This is a genomic window from Microbulbifer mixtoriginis (SeqCode), assembly GCF_052467515.1.
In genome coordinates this window covers 4173557-4189674 of record NZ_CP174314.1, presented here as the reverse complement: position 1 = coordinate 4189674, position 16118 = coordinate 4173557, and the positions used below count along the sequence as shown (strand labels likewise).

Genomic DNA, 16118 nt, shown 5'->3' with positions numbered 1-16118 from the left:
CTGGTATCCAGTAAAGCCCCATGATCGACGAATACGCTACCCCCGAAGAAGAAATCCACAGTGAAGAGAGTTCACCCCTGCCGCATTCGGTAGAGGCGGAACAATCGGTGCTGGGGGGCCTGATGTTGGATCCGGGCCGCATCGATGCGGTTGCCGAGCAGCTAAGTGAAGAGGACTTCTTCAGCGCCAGTCACCGCAAGATCTTCGCGGTAATGGGTGAGCTGAGCAATGGTGAGCAGCCGCTGGATATCGTTACTCTCGCCGAAGGCCTCGCCAGTCGCGACCTCCTCGGCGAGGTGGGCGGTCCGGCCTATCTGGCGGAACTGGCCGAGAACACTCCCTCCGCGGCGAATATTGTCGCCTATGCCAAGATAGTGCGCGAACGTTCCATGTTGCGCCAGCTGATTGCCGCCGCCGGTGAAATCAGCCGTACCAGTTTCAATCCCGGTGGCCTGGCCTCCGCCGATCTGCTGCAGATGGCTGAGCGCCGTGTGGCGGAAATTGCCGAGGGACGCGCCAAAGAGGGCGGTTTCGTCGGTGTGGATAGCCTGCTAAAGAAAACCGTCGAGCGCATCGATGAGCTGTTTAAAACTGAAGGCGATATCACCGGCCTCAGTACCGGCCTGACCGAATTGGATCAGCGCACCTCCGGCTGGCAGCCTGGGGAACTGGTGATCCTTGCAGCACGTCCTTCTATGGGTAAGACCGCGCTGGCACTGAATTTTATCGAGAGCGCCATGCTCAGCCAGGAGCGCCCGACCCTGGTCTTCAGTATGGAAATGCCGTCTGACAGCCTGGTAATGCGGATGCTGTCCTCAATCGGTCGTATCGACCAGGGTCGTATCCGCAATGGCAAGCTGCAGGAAGAGGATTGGCCCAAACTTTCCAGCGCCGTACAAAAAATGAAGGGCAAAGCCCTGTATATCGACGATACGCCTGCGCTCAGCCCCAGTGAGGTGCGCGCGCGCACCAAGCGCACCGTGCGCGATCACACCAATAAGTTGATGCGCGAAAATCCGCGTATGAGTCGCGAGGATGCCGAGGCCAAGAGCCTGCCGGCGATGATTATGGTGGACTACCTGCAGCTGATGCAGGTGAAGGGCTCTACTGAGGGCCGCACCCAGGAAATTTCCGAAATCTCGCGCTCTCTCAAGGCATTGGCGAAAGAATACGACTGCCCGGTAGTCGCCCTGTCGCAGCTCAACCGCGGTGTGGAGCAGCGCCCCAATAAGCGGCCGATGAACTCGGACCTGCGGGAATCCGGGGCGATCGAGCAGGATGCCGACGTGATTTTGTTTATCTATCGCGATGAGTACTACAACGAGGACAGCCCGGATAAGGGGCTGGCAGAGCTGATTATCGGTAAACAGCGTAACGGTGAGATAGGCACCTGTCGCGCGGCATTTATCGGTAAATATACGCGCTTCGATAACCTGGCACCGGAATATTATCAGGGCGAGTAGATCGCTAGGTGCCAGTCTCTGAAACCTGACTGGTAACTGCTGCTCAGCAAATACAAGGAGGGTGATACCATGTTGTCAGAGCAACAGGTCCGCGCACTGGTGCTGGAGCGTCAGTTTATCCACAGCCCCTGGAAGGAGGGGCTCCCCGCCTTAGTAGCGCATCTCGGCGCGCTGCAACTGGATGCCATTCAGCGCATTACCCGTGCACACCACCACCAGCTGTACAACCGTTTGCCCCGTTACCGTGAGCCAGACTTAGCCGAAGCGGAACAGCGCCGCCAAATTTTCGAATACTGGTCCCACGCCGCCGCCTATATGTCGATGGAACACTACCCCTATGCTCGGGTGCGTATGGATCGTATCCGCTCTGGGCAGCGCCACTGGTATGAGAAGAATGCCAAACTGTGCCGCTATGTGCTGGATCGGGTAGGCGCTGAGGGACCATTGCGGGCCAGTGATTTTGTACGCACCAAAAGCGGTTGGTGGGAGTGGTCCGATGAAAAGAAAGCGCTGGAGCAGCTATTTCACGAGGGTGAGCTGATGGTCAGCCACCGAGAGGGTTTTCAAAAGGTCTTTGATCTCCCCGAGCGGGTGTTGCCTGCAAATACGTCGATCAGCGCCGCTACCGAACTGGAATACGGCAGTCACCTGGTACGCACTTTTCTCGGTTGCCAGGGCATTGGCCGCCCTGAGGAAGTCGCCTATCTACGTCGTGAAGACAAGCCCCTGATTCAACGGGCCATCGAAAATATGCTTGCCACTGGTGAGCTGACTTCTCATGGCAAAGAGTTGATGCTGACAGAGCAGCTGGAGCAGAGTCCGGCGCGGCCAGCGCGCAAGGTGCGGCTGTTATCGCCTTTCGATCCACTGATACTACAGCGCAAGCGCCTGAGCCGGCTATTTGAATTTGAATACCAGTTGGAGTGCTATGTCCCTGCAGCCAAGCGCCGCTATGGCTACTTCTGTCTGCCGATTTTATACGGCGATCGTTTTGTGGGGTTGGTGGACTTGAAGGCCGATCGGGATGCGGGAGCACTGCGTATCGAGACTCTGCACTGGTTGGAAAAGCCCGGTGTCTCGCTGGAGGCGAGCTTTCACCGGGCCTTGGGTCAGTTCGCCCGCTTTCACGGGCTGGAAAGTGCGGCGGCGCTTACAGCTTGACCACCACATAGACTTCCTGGCCATCGCGTTGGGTCTGCATAAAGTAGTTGCCGCCATAGCGGTAGTATTGGATGCCATTGATCACTTCAGCCGCGTAGCCTTTGGGCAGCGTCTCCAGGACCTGACCGGGCTGGAAACCTTCTGGGCCAGGATCCGGGGTTGCGGGGACTGTCGCCGGTGCCGCGGTTGGAGCTTGAGTAGGCGCCGGAGTTGCAGCGACTGGTGCTGGAACCGTAACCACTGGTGCCGGAGCTGGAACGACCGCCACCGGTGCTGGAGGCGCTACTACCACATAAGTGCGGGTAGCCGGTACCCACTGGTAATAGGCATCGGCGTACTGGTAGTAGGTTACGCCGCCCACTTGTACCGGCACGGCTCGGCTTGGCAGTGTTACCACTGAAGCGCCCAGCGGCGCATTCACGACGACGTAACCCCTTGGGCCATGACGGTAGAAGTGTCCGCCGTGGTAGTAATAGGGACGCCCGCCAACGGCAACCCGTACATGATTGGTGGGTAGTATCGGGGCGATAAAGCCAATGGAAATGCGGCTGCCGCCATGGTAGTGACCGTGGCGATGATGATGGCGGTGCTCCCCCCAGCGATCGTAGCCACGGGCGTCCGCAGATGGACTAAAGGCAAAAGCCGCCAGTGCAATGAAGGCACTGGCGCCAAGAACTAGATTCAGCTTATTCACAGTCTCTCCAGCGAAGTGATTACTCACATCGACATACTAACCCTTAATCTGACAGCAATGACAGGTTAATTGGTTAAGAATTGTCAAAGCGCTGAAGAGTGAAATCTCGCTCAGCGGTTGCGCTGGATAATGCCCATCAGCTTGTACATCAGCTGGGCTGCGGCGAAATCATAGGCGTGGAAGCCGTCAATCGGCGCGAATTCCAGTACGTCAAAACCGATAATCTGGCGTTGACGCGCCACGGATTCGAACAGGTTGAGGGTCTGGTACCAGCCCAGACCGCCGGGTACTGGAGTGCCGGTAGAGGGAAACACCGAAGGGTCCATGCCATCTACATCCAGAGTAAAGAAGACTTTCTTGGGGAAGTTTTCCGGCAGCTGGAATTCCTGCACGTTGTTGGGCACTAGCTGATGGGCGTCCAGATAGCCGACGTTGTAATCCTTGCGCGCCTGCATCTCTTCTTCGCAGTAGGCGCGAATCCCCAACTGGAACAAGGGCACGCCGGCCTCTACCACCAGGCGCATCACGCTGGCGTGACTGTGCTTGTGGCCTTCATAGCGGTCGCGCAGGTCGGCATGGGCGTCGATCTGAACCACACCGAAGTCGGTTTCACCGGCATCCAGCAGGCCTTTAATAATGCCCCAGGTCACCGAGTGTTCGCCGCCGATGCCCACTGGCATCTTACCCAGTGCCAACACTTCTTGAGTTGCTGCGGCGATATTGTCCATTACCTGCTCTGCAGCGTCGGAGACCGAGACAGGCGGGCGGGTGTAGATACCTAGCTCGCAGGGTGAGGAGAAGTTGTCGAAAGTTTCCAGCTGCCAGGAGGCCTCGAGGATGGAGGCCGGGCCCTTGCCAGTGCCGCCACCGTAGGAAACAGTCTCCTCATAGGGGATGGGGATGATATGAAAGAAGGCGTCCTCGGGCTTGGGTTGCTCAATTTCGGAGCCCAGGAAGATCGGGTAATCGTTTTCTGGCTGCATCTACGTATCCTCTGGCGGCGGGGATTGTACTGCCCGCCGCATCACTATCTTGTTGGGGCTATCAGGAGAGGCGCTCTTTGAAGTCGTCGTAACCGAAGCTCTTGATGATTTTCAGGTCGTCGGTCTCTGAGTTCCACAGGGCGATGGAGGGCAGGGGGATGCCATTGAAGGTGTTGGTTTTCACCATGGTGTAGTAGGCCATCTCCTCGAATACCAAGCGCTCACCTACCTTGAGGGGGTTGTGGAAGCTGTATTCGCCAATGCTGTCCCCGGCCAGACAGCTCTGCCCGCCCAGGCGGTAGGTGTGGGGCAGCTCGCCGGGGCGCGCGGCACCGGTGATTCCCGGGCGGTAGGGCATTTCCAGAACATCCGGCATATGGCAGGTGGCGGAGGCGTCGAGTATGGCCTGGTTCTGACCATTCCAGGCGGTATCCACCACTTCTGTCACCAGGATACCAGCGAACAGGGAAATGGCCTCACCGGGCTCCAGGTAAACCTGCACATCATATTTTTCAGAAAAATTGCGCACGGCGGCAATCAGCTCGTCGACCTGGTAATCGCGGCGGGTGATATGGTGGCCACCGCCAAAATTGATCCACTCCATCTGCGGGATCAGGTCGCCAAATTTCTCTTCCACGGCAGCGATGGTGCGCTCCAGCGGTTTAAAGTCCTGTTCGCACAAGGTGTGGAAGTGCAGGCCGCTAATGCCCTCCAGCGACTCATCGTCAAACAGTGAACGCACGATACCGAGCCGTGAGCAGGGCGCACAGGGGTCGTAGAGGTCGGTGTGGCCTTCGGAGTGCTCTGGGTTAATACGCAGGCCAAAGCGCAGTTCCGGGCGCTGCTTCTGCATATCCAGGCACAGTTCCCGGTAGCGTTTCCACTGGGAAAAAGAGTTGAAGATCACGTGGTGGGCGAACTGCAGAATTTCGCGTAGTTCATCTTCTTTATAGCCGGCACTGAAAACATGGACTTCCTTGCCCTGGTCGCGCCCGCCGTACTCTTCAAAGCCGAGTTTCGCCTCAAACAGGCCACTGGCACAGGTGCCCGACAGATATTCAGCAACAATTGGACCGGTGCTGAACATGGAGAACGCTTTCAATGCGGCCAATACTTTGGCGCCACTGCGTTTCTGCACATCGGCCAGTAGTGCCAGGTTGTCGCGCAAGGCGATTTCATCGACCACGAAACAGGGAGAGGGTACGCGGTAGGGGTCAAAGTGTCCGAAGTAGTCTAGGCGGGGAGTGAGATCCATAGGGAGCTTCTTTATCCTGCTGCGCGGGATGGGCGCCAGGGCCCATCCCGAGGGGTATGGAAAAGTGCGGAATTACTGGAAGGGCTTATCCAACCAGGTTTCCTGCCAGGGCAGGCCGTACTTGTTCAGGTCGTCCATAAAGGGATCCGGGTCCATCTGCTCCATGTTCCACACGCCGGGCTTCATCCACTTGCCTTCCAGCATCATCTTGGCGCCGATCATTGCCGGTACTCCAGTGGTGTAGGAGATGGCCTGGGACTGTACCTCTTTGTAGCAATCCTGGTGATCGCAGGTGTTGTAGACGTAGTAGATCTTCTCTTCGCCGTCTTTGCTGCCGCGGATAATGTTGCCGATGCAGGTCTTGCCTTTGGTTAGCGGGCCCAGGCTGGCGGGGTCTGGCAGCATCGCCTTGAGGAACTGAATGGGCACAATTTCCTGGCCTTGGAACTGTACCGGTTCGATGCCGGTCATACCGACGTTTTGCAGTACTTCGAGATGCTTCAGGTAGCTTTCACCAAAAGTCATCCAGAAGCGCGCGCGCTCGATTTCTGGGAAGTGCTTGGACAGGGATTCCAGCTCTTCGTGGTACAGCAGGTAGATGTCTTTGTCGCCGATGCCTTCGGGGAAGTTGAAGACACGCTTCTCTTCCATCGGCTTGGTGGTTACCCACTGGCCATTTTCCCAATAGCGGCCGTTGGCGGTAATCTCGCGGATATTGATTTCCGGGTTGAAGTTGGTGGCGAAAGGCAGGCCGTGGTCGCCGGCGTTGCAGTCGAGAATATCCAAGGTGTGGATACGATCGAAGTGGTGCTTCTTGGCGTAGGCGGTAAATACACTGGTCACGCCGGGGTCAAAACCGCTGCCCAGCAGGGCCATCAGGCCGGCTTTCTCGAACTTCTCCTGGTAGGCCCACTGCCACTTGTACTCGAACTTGGCCTCTTCCGGCGGCTCGTAGTTGGCGGTGTCCAGGTAGTGCACGCCGGTTTCCAGGCAGGCATCCATGATGTGCAGGTCCTGGTAGGGCAGGGCCACATTGATGATCATGTCCGGCTTCACTTTTTCGATCAGCTTGACCAGTTCGGGTACATTATCCGCATCGACTTCGGCGGTATCAATTTTCCGCGGCAACATCTCCGCGATCTTGTCGCACTTGCTCTTGGTGCGGCTGGCGAGAGTGATGTTTTCAAATACTTCAGGAACTTGTGCGCACTTGTGCGCAACTACCTGGCCGACGCCGCCGGCGCCGATGATCAGTACGTTGGCCATAAAGATCTCCTTAGTCTGCGGCGTTGGCCGCCGCTATCTTCTTAAAGGCTTGCCGCCTTATTTTTTAAACTTACTTTTCGAAGTAGGTGTAACCGCTCATGCTGGCGGTATAGGTATGCAGAATCTGCTTGCGCTGGGCAGCGGTGATTAACCCCTGTTTCACAGCGCGCTCCGCCAGGCGGCGGAAACGCTCGAACAGTTCTTTGGGTTGATATTCTACGTAACTCAGCACGTCGGAAATACTGTCGCCGTGAATCTCATGGCTGAAGTCGATACTGCCGTCCTCCTGGATACGTACACTCACCACGTTGGTATCGCCAAACAGGTTGTGCAAATCGCCCAGAGTTTCCTGGTAGGCCCCCACCAGGAAGGTGCCGAGGATATAGTCCTCGCCGTCTTTCAGTTCGTGCAGGGGCAGGGTTTTCTGCTCCTTCTCGCGACCGATAAAGCGGTCGATCTTACCGTCGCAGTCGCAAGTGATGTCGGCGATGATACCCGAGCGGGTCGGCGCCTCATCCAGGCGATGGATCGGCAGTAGCGGGAATACCTGGTCGATGGCCCACATATCCGGGATCGACTGGAAGACGCTCACATTGGCGTAGTAGATATCCGACAGCACCTCTGGCAGGGCCTGCAGGTCAGCGGGTATTACTTCGGCTTCGTCGAGGAGTGCGCGAATCTCTTGGGCACCCTGCAGGAACAGGTTCTCCGCATTGGCGCGCTCGCGCAGGCTCACCTGGCCGTGTAGGTACAAAGAGCGCACCTCGTCGCGATAATAAAGGGCGTCGTTGTAGCTCTCCTGCAGGTTTTTGGGGGTGATGCTACTCACCGCATCCTGCAGATTGAGCAACATCTGGTGGTCGCCGTCGCTGATCTTGGTGTGCTCCAGTTCCACCGGTTCGAAGCGAGTGGTGTCGAGCACATCGAACAAAAGCACAGAGGAGTAGGCCACGGTAGCGCGGCCGGACTCGGTGATAATCACCGGGTGGGCAACCCCTTCACTGTCGAGAGTCCCCATAATGGCTTCCACGACATCCACGCAGTACTCGTCGAGGGAATAGTTCTTGGAGTGGGTGTAGTTGGTCTTGGTGCCGTCGTAGTCCACCGCCAGGCCACCGCCCAAGTCCAGATAGCCCATGGGAGCGCCTTCTTCCACCAGATCGGCGTAATAGCGGCAAGCTTCCAACACTCCGGTGCGAATATCGCGAATATTCGGTACCTGCGAGCCCAGGTGGTAGTGCAGCAGCTTGAGGCAGTCGAGCATATTGTGGCTGCGCAGCTGGTCGACCATGGCAATCAGGTCGTTACTGCCCAGGCCGAAAATGCTGCGGTCGCCACTGGTGGCGTTCCAGTAGCCGCCCACCTTGGAGGCGAGTTTCACCCGCGCGCCGATATTGGGGCGCACCTGCTCGCGCTCTGCGCAGCGGATGATGGTTTCCACTTCCGAGGGCGTTTCTACTACGAAGAAAATCTGTACACCCAGGCGCTGCGCCTGCAGGCCGAGGTTGATAAATTCCTCGTCCTTGTAGCCGTTACAGATGATCAGAGATTCGGTGTTGTCCAGAATGGACAGTGCAGCGATCAGCTCCGCCTTGCTGCCAGCCTCCAGGCCGTGGTTAAAACGGCGGCCTGCGCTGGCGATCTCCTCGATCACCTGGCATTGCTGGTTGACTTTGATCGGGAAGACCCCGCGAAAAACATTGCCGTAGCCGCAATCCTCAATGGCGCGGGCAAAGGATTCATTAATGCGGGCGATCTGTGCATCGAGCAGATTTTCAATGCGCAGTAGTAGGGGCATGCCCAAGCCGCGCTCGGTGGCGCCGCGGGCGATTTCCATCAGAGAGACACTTTGGGATTCCCCGTTGGGACCCTCGACCAGGACCGAAACTTCACCGTCTTCATTTAAATCGAAATAGCCGGCGCCCCAGTTGCGGATGCCGTAAAGTTCGGCAGAATCGTCGCAGGTCCAGTTTTTTACTTGTTGCTGTTTCATGGCGCCTTTCCGTTGATCTGTGGCGGGCGCGAATCTTGGGCCCAGCAGTGCTGGAAAGCAATAACTATAGATAAAAAAACGTTGATTTTTTTCCCTGTAAAAAACTAAATATTTATTCGGTTTTTTTCTGGCTTCAGCGCGCTTTACGATGAGGAATTGTTGTGGAAATTTAGCCGCGAAATAAAAAAGCGGTCCGAAGACCGCTGAAGCTTGGGGGGATGGAATAGGGCGGTTAAAATAGTCCGGGATTGGGCACAACGCGGTAGCCGCGTCGTCGGTCATCCCAGCGGTAATAGGTGTCGTAGGCTACGTAGTAGTTGTAACCACCGACAACCACTGTCAGGGCCGAGGCCGGTAGGCTATGCACGATGGCGCCGTGGGGCGGACGGGTTACCACATAGCCGTGAGAAGCCGGGCGGTAGAAAATACCTTCGCTATAGTAGAAGCCGGTGGCGCCGATGCTGATACTGACAAAATTTTGCGGTAGGTGGCGCCAGCTGTAGCCGTAGCCGTAATGTGCTGGGCGCCAGCGAGGACGATGCCCATGGTGGCCACGGCGATAATGGGGTCTGTGCACCGCGCGGTGCTCGTGCCGGTGGCCTGTGCGGTGGCCGCGGCTATAGCCATCGGAGTAACCATCTTTGTAAGCGTGGCGGACTTCTCGGCGATGTCTGCGCTCCTCTCTACGCTCTCTGCGTGCTTCCTTGCGCTGTCTGCGCTCTTCTCTACGATGTTCTCTCTCGTGCTTGCGATTATGATGTCTGTCGCGTTCCATGTGACGCTGCTCGCGATGGGCTCTTCCCTGTCCGTGGTGATCCTGGTCCATTGCCCGCTGGTGTCCCCTATGTACTTCGGATATGGCAGGGGTTGCCAGGAGCAATAGGCCCGCGGCGGCGATGGCAGTAGTGAGGTGTCTCATGGCAGCGCTCCCGAGCACGGATGGCTCTTTGATGTCGTTTAAAGTCGTTTGTGGATCTTGGCGGGCAGTTTGCCCTGGCGGGTATGAACACTTCCTGAACTCTGCTCGATAATCTGAGGCGGGGGAGGTGTGGTGGGATAATTTGTAAGTGACTTGGAATCCGGCTGATATGACCTAGACAGTGGTCTGTGAGCTATCAGAGATGTCGTGGGAAAAACCTGGGGATAGCGGCACTTTTGCTAAGTTGAGACGCCTCGTCTCAGCGAGTATGATGCCGCGCTGATACATAGTGAGCGGTAGAGAGATGCAAGTCTTCCACCACGTAGCCAGCCTGCGCGAGGCGCTGGCCAAAGCCCGAGCAGACGGCAAGACCGTGGGCTTCGTGCCCACCATGGGCAATCTGCATGACGCCCATATCGAGCTGGTCAAGTTGGCCCAGCAGCACTGCGACCTAGTAGTGGTATCGATCTTCGTCAACCGCCTGCAGTTTGGCCTGAATGAGGATTGGGACAAATATCCGCGCACTATGGAGCGGGATATGGCCCGGTTGCGCGAAGCCGAGTGCGATTTCCTGTTCCACCCGGATGAGAACGAGATTTATCCCAACGGTATGGACCAGCAGACCCGCGTGGTTTGCCCGGCCATGACCGATGTGCTTTGTGGCGCGAGTCGCCCCGGTCACTTTGAAGGGGTGACGACGGTAGTCTCCAAGCTGTTTAATATTGTGCAGCCGGACAAGGCCGTATTTGGCATCAAGGACTTCCAGCAATTGGCGGTGATTCGCCGTATGGCCGAGGACCTGTGTATTCCGGTGGAAATCATTGCTGCGCCGGTACACCGCGAGAGCGACGGTCTGGCTCTGAGCTCGCGCAATGGCTATATCACTGCCGATGAGCGCCCCAAGGTGGCGGTGCTCAACCAGTCACTGAATTGGGTTAAAGATGAAATCGTGGGTGGGCGCCGGGATTTTGCCGACCTGGAAAAAGAGGCGCGCCAGCGTATCGAAGTCACTGGCTTCCGCGTCGACTATTTCTCCATTTGCTACAGCAAGGACTTACAGCCGGCGGCTGATGACGATAAACAAATTACGATTCTGGGGGCGATGTACACCAGTGCCGCGCGCCTGATCGACAACGTATCCCTGGAACTCTGAGGGGCATCCAACCATGCAAATTGAAATGTTGAAGTGCAAACTGCATATGGCCGCGGTGACCCAGGCCGAACTCTGGTATGACGGCTCCTGCGCAATTGATGAAGATCTGGTAGAGCTGGCCGGTCTGCGCGAATTCGAAAAAATCGATATTTACAACGTGAGCAACGGTGAGCGCTTTCACACCTATGTGATTCTGGCCGAGCGCGGCTCCGGTATTATCTCCATGAATGGTGCCGCTGCCCGCCGTGTACAAGTTGGCGATCGTATTATTATCGCTTCCTATGCCCAGATGACAGAGGCAGAGGCCGATAGCCACAAGCCCAAGCTGGTCTACCTGGATGAAAGCAACAAGGTAGAGCGCAGCACTAATACCATTCCGGTTCAGCTCGCTGAAGCCTGATTCTCTCCGTTACAGGGCTTTGTGCCCTGTAGCATCCCTGCCATTTAGTGATCAGACATCAATAACACTTCCTGATTGAACCTCTTTTCCAGGTAGGACTCATCCAGGGTGTAATGCCAGAGATTTTTCTTTTGCCCTTTAGTAAGGGCGATTTCGCCGATTCTGCCAGGATTGTATTTAATCGGTTGGTCGAGTTGGTATTTGGCGATGGGATCTTGATAGGCCTCCTGCAAAGAAATTATTTCCCAGCCTTCCCGCTGCAGGCGACGAGCTAAATCGCCAATAAACAACGCCGTAATGTCCATTTCGTGTAACAGTAGGACGTGTTTGGGTGAACGCCCAAGATATTTGCTCGCCATATCGTCATAGTAATTAATACTCGCCATAAGAACGTCGACATAAAACTTTGAGAGTCTCTCCATATCAACCGGTTTTCCGACTTTCACCGCCGCTTGGAAAAGCTCTTCGATATACCAGTCGTAATTATTTAAGGTGATATAGGCATTTTGGTAATTATTTTTCTGTAATAGATTTCGCATGCCATCCCGTTTTTCGATAGTTTCTCCCTCGCGCAGGTAGGGAAAGCGGAAATAGGGTCTAAAATTGTCAAATTGTTGCAGTAGATGATGGGCTTGTAAAAAATCCGACTGATAGACGGATAGCTCTGTCTCAAGAAAGTTGGGATGGCTATGGGTGTGATTGCCAATAGTATGCCCGGCCTTGTTGTATGTACCTATTCTCTCTAGGCCTTCCTGATTCAGTGATTGTGTGGTGGCAAAGAAGGCTACTTGTCCAATTTTGTGCTTTTCCAGGTTCTCAATTAGTGTTTTTGCTCGAGTTGGTCCGTCAAAGTAGCCATCGGCTTTGCGGGGGGCATCGTCAAGCGTAATCGCCAATTGTTTGGCATTAGCTACAGGAATTGTGAACAGGCAGATAATCAAAATCAGTATAGAGCGCAGCATGATTTATTTCTCTAATGGATTTGTTTAGGGGGCGTTCGCTTAACCTGGATTTATTTGTCTTACTTTTCCGACTTTCTATCTTAATTTACTTGCTGGGCAACCTTTATGCTCGTGTAATCTAAGTGACCTTTAAGCATTATTTTCTATTGTGTCCATTTTGACCGCAGGTGTATATGACCAAAATACTAGTGAGTTCTTGTCTCCTGGGGTGTGCCGTGCGTTATAACGGTAGTGATGTTGGGGTCCATAACAGCGATTTTGATTGGCTTATAGAAACCCAGGATGTCGTTCCTCTGTGTCCGGAAGTTGCAGCCGGATTGCCTATACCCAGGGCTCCGGCAGAGATTTTCGGCGGTAGTGGATCTGAGGTTTTAGCGGGCACGGCCAGAGTTATAGGAATTGATCATAAGGATCTGACAGATCAATTTATATGGGGAGCGGACGTAGCCCTGAGCTTGTGTCGAAATCAGGATATCAAGTTTGCGGTGCTTACAGAAAACAGCCCATCCTGTGGTTCGAATTTTATTTACGATGGCAGTTTTTCAGGAGTGAAGAAAAAAGGGATTGGAATAGTGGCTGCCCGTCTAAGTGAATCGGGGGTGTTGGTTTTTAGTCAGCATACTGTTGGAAGCCTCAGAGACTTAGTTGAGATCTCACGTTTGATATAGTTTTAATTAATAAGTGCTTTCTTGCTTAGGAGGAAAGGATTAGAAATGCGCTATAAAGTCATTAATTTTAGAGAAAAGCTAGCAAAGTTCTCGGACCATTGGTCTCCTAAGGTCATCGCGGAGATGAATGATTACCAGTTCAAGCTGGTAAAGATACAAGGAGAGTTTACCTGGCATGATCATCCCGATACGGATGAGGTTTTTATCGTTGTCTCAGGACAAATGGAAATTGAGTTTCGCGATAATACTATCTGTTTGGGTCCTGGGGAGATGGCTGTGGTGCCCAAAGGCGTGGAGCACAAGCCAAGGGCTGAACAGGAGTGCGAGATTTTACTGGTTGAGCCCAGAGGCGTTGTGAATACTGGTGATGCCGGAGGTGAACTGACCGCGGATAATAATATCTGGATTTAATATCCGGTAAATTGCCCAGGGCTTAATCGATAATTTTCTGTTGTTAGTCAACCTTCTGGCCCCTTGTTGTTTTAGCCGTCCCCAGTGGGTGAGGAATGGACGAATTATCTTGTACCGTGTGAATGTTTCCTACTTTTCAACTCTGCCAGCGGTGGGGGGATTGTTTCACCCAGGCAATGCTATAAAGTGAGTCGAATAAGACCCCATAAATTCAGAATTCTCTAGGCCAAGGTGCCACGCTAATAATAAGGGAGAAGATGATGTCAGATGTGCATACCCGCCCCATACCTGCCAAGTTTGCCGCCAATGCTCTGATTGGCGCTGAAGACTACGAAAAAATGTATCGACAATCGGTGCAAGATCCAGAGGCATTCTGGGCTCAGCAGGCCAAGGATTTTCTGCAGTGGGAAAAATCTTTTACCCAGGTGCTGGAGGAGGATATGCACCGAGGGCATACGGCTTGGTTTGCCGATGGTCAACTCAATGTCACGGTGAATTGCATCGACAGACACTTAGCTAGCCGCAGTGAGCAAACCGCCATTTTGTGGGAGGGAGACGACCCTGCGGATAGTGTAGCGATTACCTATCGCACTCTGTATGACAATGTGTGCCGCCTGGCGAACTTGTTGAAATCTCGTGGAGTGAAGAAAGGGGATCGGGTTTGCATTTATATGCCCATGATTCCCGAGGCGGCCTATGCCATGCTCGCCTGTGCCCGTATTGGTGCGGTGCATTCGGTGGTGTTTGGCGGTTTCTCGCCGGTTTCGCTAAGGGATCGCATACTCGACTCTGATTGTCGCTTGGTGATTACCGCCGATGAAGCGATTCGAGGGGGTAAGCATATTCCCCTCAAGGCTAATGTAGATCAGGCCCTGTCTGAGTGCCCCAGCGTTCATACGGCCATTGTGGTAAAGCATATCGGCGCCCCAGTGGACTGGGATAGTAAACGGGATATCTGGTATGCGGATGCCATCGCAGAAATGGATGGCGACTGTGCACCAGAAGTCGTCAGCGCTGAAGATCCGCTGTTCATCCTCTATACCTCCGGTTCCACCGGCAAACCAAAAGGGGTGCTACATACCACCGCTGGTTATTTGCTGATGGCCACCATGACTTTCAAATATGTATTTGATTATCGGGAGGGTGAGGTTTTCTGGTGCACCGCGGATGTCGGTTGGATTACCGGCCATAGCTATATCGTCTACGGTCCCCTGGCTGCCGGAGCCACCACGTTAATGTTTGAAGGCGTGCCCACCTATCCGGATGCCTCACGTTTTTGGCAGGTTGTGGATAAACATCAGGTCAACAGCTTTTACACTGCGCCTACAGCGATCCGTGCACTAATGGGAGCGGGGGATGCGTTTGTCACCAGTACAGAACGCAGCTCCTTGCGACTATTGGGGACAGTGGGTGAGCCAATTAATCCAGAGGCCTGGGAGTGGTATTACAAGGTAGTCGGTGATGAGCGCTGCCCTATTGTGGATACCTGGTGGCAGACGGAAACCGGCGCTCATATGATCACACCGCTACCCGGTGCTATGGCGCTTAAACCGGGTTCTGCCACAAAGCCTTTCTTTGGTGTGCAGCCGGTGTTGTTGGATGGGGACGGCAAAGAAATCGAAGGAGCAGGAGAGGGTGCTCTGGCGATTAAAAAAAGCTGGCCCTCGATGATTCGCGGAGTATATGGCGATCGCCAACGTATGATCGATACCTACTTTTCCACTTATCCCGGTTATTACTTTACTGGCGATGGTGCGCGCAGGGATGCGGATGGTTACTACTGGATCACTGGGCGTATCGACGATGTGTTGAATGTTTCCGGCCACCGCCTAGGCACCGCTGAGATCGAGAGTGCTCTGGTATTGCACCCGGACACCGCAGAGGCCGCGGTGGTGGGTTATCCACATGATATTAAGGGGCAGGGTATCTATGCGTTTGTTACCCTGAAATCAGGGCGGGAACCCAGTGAAGCCTTGCGGCAGGCGTTAATTGAACTCTGCTCCAAAGAGATAGGGCCTATTGCCAAGCCGGATGTCATTCAATGGGCGCCGGGCCTGCCTAAAACCCGCTCGGGAAAAATTATGCGGCGTATTCTGCGCAAGATAGCCTGTAATGAGTTGGATAACCTTGGAGATACCTCCACCCTGGCGGACCCTGCAGTAGTTGACGATCTACTGGCACATCGCGAAAATCGCTGACCTGAATTTAGCGCAAGTACTATTCCCTGGCGGCGCGGCTGTTGGGGACTGTAGAAAAGCCGGGCATCGCCCGGCTTTTTTGCTCTTATCGGTGCCATCGCGCGGTGGTTCAAGGCCAGTAAATTGACTCAAGGAGAAAGAGTTTGGAGCAGGTAAAGTACCTTTGTGAGCACTATCGCTTTGCAGCTGACCAGCGCCTCAAGGTTTTTAATTTTTTTGTTGTACTGACCATGTTTGTGGAGGGTGGGATTTTTACTGCGGTGGAGAAAAATTTTCACCCGCTTATATTGGCCCTGCTCGGTGGTTTTGTGATGATCCTGGTAACGGTATTTTGGTTGATGGATGTACGCAGCCGCGAGCTACTTAGGTTAGCGGTACCCGCCCTGCAAAATCTCGAGCAGCAGTATCCCGAAGAGGCCAGAATTTTTTCCAATGACGCTATCCGCCGTGGAGAAATTGCGCGTTACACCTTTGCCTATCGGGTACTTTTGGTCGGCCAGCTTATCTTTGGATTTGGTGTGGCAGCATATGGGTTGTATCACTGGTATATCACTCCTTAACCCGACCCCTCAAATTTTGGCATGGCAACTTG

The 16118-nt window shown here is 54.5% G+C and carries 15 protein-coding genes; 8 read left to right on the top strand and 7 right to left on the bottom strand.

Annotated elements, in window-relative coordinates:
* Window positions 1-20 precede the first annotated feature (20 nt).
* On the top strand, window positions 21-1463 hold the full coding sequence (gene dnaB / locus ACJJIT_RS18095; RefSeq protein ID WP_444899243.1) for a replicative DNA helicase: 1443 nt from the start codon (window positions 21-23) through the stop codon (window positions 1461-1463).
* Between the two features lie 69 nt (window positions 1464-1532).
* Window positions 1533-2624 (top strand): winged helix-turn-helix domain-containing protein, encoded by a 1092-nt coding sequence (locus tag ACJJIT_RS18090; RefSeq protein ID WP_444899242.1) that lies wholly within the window; start codon window positions 1533-1535, stop codon window positions 2622-2624.
* On the opposite strand, the gene ACJJIT_RS18085 is transcribed toward ACJJIT_RS18090, so the two are convergent.
* The 6 genes from ACJJIT_RS18085 to ACJJIT_RS18060 form a co-directional block, all read right to left on the bottom strand.
* Window positions 2614-3318 carry a DUF6515 family protein gene (locus tag ACJJIT_RS18085; protein ID WP_444899241.1) on the bottom strand — a complete coding sequence of 235 codons (705 nt, stop codon included), beginning with the start codon at window positions 3316-3318 and terminating at the stop codon, window positions 2614-2616. The genes ACJJIT_RS18090 and ACJJIT_RS18085 overlap by 11 nt on opposite strands.
* A 110-nt stretch (window positions 3319-3428) precedes the next feature.
* Window positions 3429-4301 (bottom strand): agmatinase, encoded by an 873-nt coding sequence (gene speB, locus ACJJIT_RS18080; RefSeq protein ID WP_444891520.1) that lies wholly within the window; start codon window positions 4299-4301, stop codon window positions 3429-3431.
* 61 nt (window positions 4302-4362) lie between these two features.
* Entirely contained in the window at window positions 4363-5556 is a 1194-nt protein-coding gene (nspC, locus tag ACJJIT_RS18075) for a carboxynorspermidine decarboxylase (RefSeq protein WP_444899240.1), read from the bottom strand.
* Window positions 5557-5628: 72 nt separating this feature from the next.
* Window positions 5629-6822, bottom strand: a complete 1194-nt coding sequence (locus ACJJIT_RS18070) for a saccharopine dehydrogenase family protein (RefSeq protein ID WP_444887836.1) — start codon at window positions 6820-6822, stop codon at window positions 5629-5631.
* 70 nt (window positions 6823-6892) lie between these two features.
* Entirely contained in the window at window positions 6893-8815 is a 1923-nt protein-coding gene (gene speA / locus ACJJIT_RS18065) for a biosynthetic arginine decarboxylase (protein WP_444885946.1), read from the bottom strand.
* A gap of 232 nt (window positions 8816-9047) precedes the next feature.
* Window positions 9048-9734, bottom strand: a complete 687-nt coding sequence (locus ACJJIT_RS18060) for a DUF6515 family protein (protein ID WP_444883554.1) — start codon at window positions 9732-9734, stop codon at window positions 9048-9050.
* 304 nt (window positions 9735-10038) lie between these two features.
* On the opposite strand from ACJJIT_RS18060, the gene panC reads away from it, so the two are divergent.
* A complete protein-coding gene (gene panC / locus ACJJIT_RS18055; RefSeq protein WP_444885947.1) occupies window positions 10039-10887 on the top strand; it encodes a pantoate--beta-alanine ligase in 849 nt (282 codons plus the stop codon).
* Between the two features lie 13 nt (window positions 10888-10900).
* Window positions 10901-11287, top strand: a complete 387-nt coding sequence (gene panD, locus ACJJIT_RS18050; RefSeq protein WP_252084259.1) for an aspartate 1-decarboxylase — start codon at window positions 10901-10903, stop codon at window positions 11285-11287.
* Window positions 11288-11331: 44 nt separating this feature from the next.
* Here the strand turns inward: panD and ACJJIT_RS18045 are convergent, their stop codons facing one another.
* A complete protein-coding gene (locus ACJJIT_RS18045) occupies window positions 11332-12249 on the bottom strand; it encodes a polysaccharide deacetylase family protein (protein WP_444899239.1) in 918 nt (305 codons plus the stop codon).
* A 173-nt stretch (window positions 12250-12422) separates the two neighbouring features.
* Here ACJJIT_RS18045 and ACJJIT_RS18040 point away from each other — a divergent pair, with 173 nt between their 5' ends.
* From ACJJIT_RS18040 to ACJJIT_RS18025, 4 genes are all read left to right on the top strand, one after another.
* Complete coding sequence (locus ACJJIT_RS18040) at window positions 12423-12917, top strand: DUF523 domain-containing protein (RefSeq protein WP_444883556.1); 495 nt, start codon at window positions 12423-12425, stop codon at window positions 12915-12917.
* Between the two features lie 45 nt (window positions 12918-12962).
* Complete coding sequence (locus ACJJIT_RS18035; RefSeq protein WP_252084261.1) at window positions 12963-13328, top strand: cupin domain-containing protein; 366 nt, start codon at window positions 12963-12965, stop codon at window positions 13326-13328.
* Window positions 13329-13588: 260 nt separating this feature from the next.
* On the top strand, window positions 13589-15526 hold the full coding sequence (gene acs, locus ACJJIT_RS18030; RefSeq protein WP_444883557.1) for an acetate--CoA ligase: 1938 nt from the start codon (window positions 13589-13591) through the stop codon (window positions 15524-15526).
* A gap of 143 nt (window positions 15527-15669) precedes the next feature.
* Window positions 15670-16086: a RipA family octameric membrane protein gene (locus ACJJIT_RS18025; protein WP_252084263.1), complete on the top strand. Its 417-nt coding sequence runs from the start codon at window positions 15670-15672 to the stop codon at window positions 16084-16086.
* Window positions 16087-16118: the final 32 nt, after the last annotated feature.

Excerpts from the sequence above, each read along its gene's own strand:
- dnaB (WP_444899243.1), top strand. The coding sequence starts at position 21 with ATGATCGACGAATACGCTACCCCCGAAGAAGAAATCCACAGTGAAGAG.
- ACJJIT_RS18090 (WP_444899242.1), top strand. The coding sequence starts at position 1,533 with ATGTTGTCAGAGCAACAGGTCCGCGCACTGGTGCTGGAGCGTCAGTTT.
- speB (WP_444891520.1), bottom strand. The coding sequence starts at position 4,301 with ATGCAGCCAGAAAACGATTACCCGATCTTCCTGGGCTCCGAAATTGAG.
- nspC (WP_444899240.1), bottom strand. The coding sequence starts at position 5,556 with ATGGATCTCACTCCCCGCCTAGACTACTTCGGACACTTTGACCCCTAC.
- ACJJIT_RS18070 (WP_444887836.1), bottom strand. The coding sequence starts at position 6,822 with ATGGCCAACGTACTGATCATCGGCGCCGGCGGCGTCGGCCAGGTAGTT.
- speA (WP_444885946.1), bottom strand. The coding sequence starts at position 8,815 with ATGAAACAGCAACAAGTAAAAAACTGGACCTGCGACGATTCTGCCGAA.
- ACJJIT_RS18060 (WP_444883554.1), bottom strand. The coding sequence starts at position 9,734 with ATGAGACACCTCACTACTGCCATCGCCGCCGCGGGCCTATTGCTCCTG.
- panC (WP_444885947.1), top strand. The coding sequence starts at position 10,039 with ATGCAAGTCTTCCACCACGTAGCCAGCCTGCGCGAGGCGCTGGCCAAA.
- panD (WP_252084259.1), top strand. The coding sequence starts at position 10,901 with ATGCAAATTGAAATGTTGAAGTGCAAACTGCATATGGCCGCGGTGACC.
- ACJJIT_RS18045 (WP_444899239.1), bottom strand. The coding sequence starts at position 12,249 with ATGCTGCGCTCTATACTGATTTTGATTATCTGCCTGTTCACAATTCCT.
- ACJJIT_RS18040 (WP_444883556.1), top strand. The coding sequence starts at position 12,423 with ATGACCAAAATACTAGTGAGTTCTTGTCTCCTGGGGTGTGCCGTGCGT.
- ACJJIT_RS18035 (WP_252084261.1), top strand. The coding sequence starts at position 12,963 with ATGCGCTATAAAGTCATTAATTTTAGAGAAAAGCTAGCAAAGTTCTCG.
- acs (WP_444883557.1), top strand. The coding sequence starts at position 13,589 with ATGTCAGATGTGCATACCCGCCCCATACCTGCCAAGTTTGCCGCCAAT.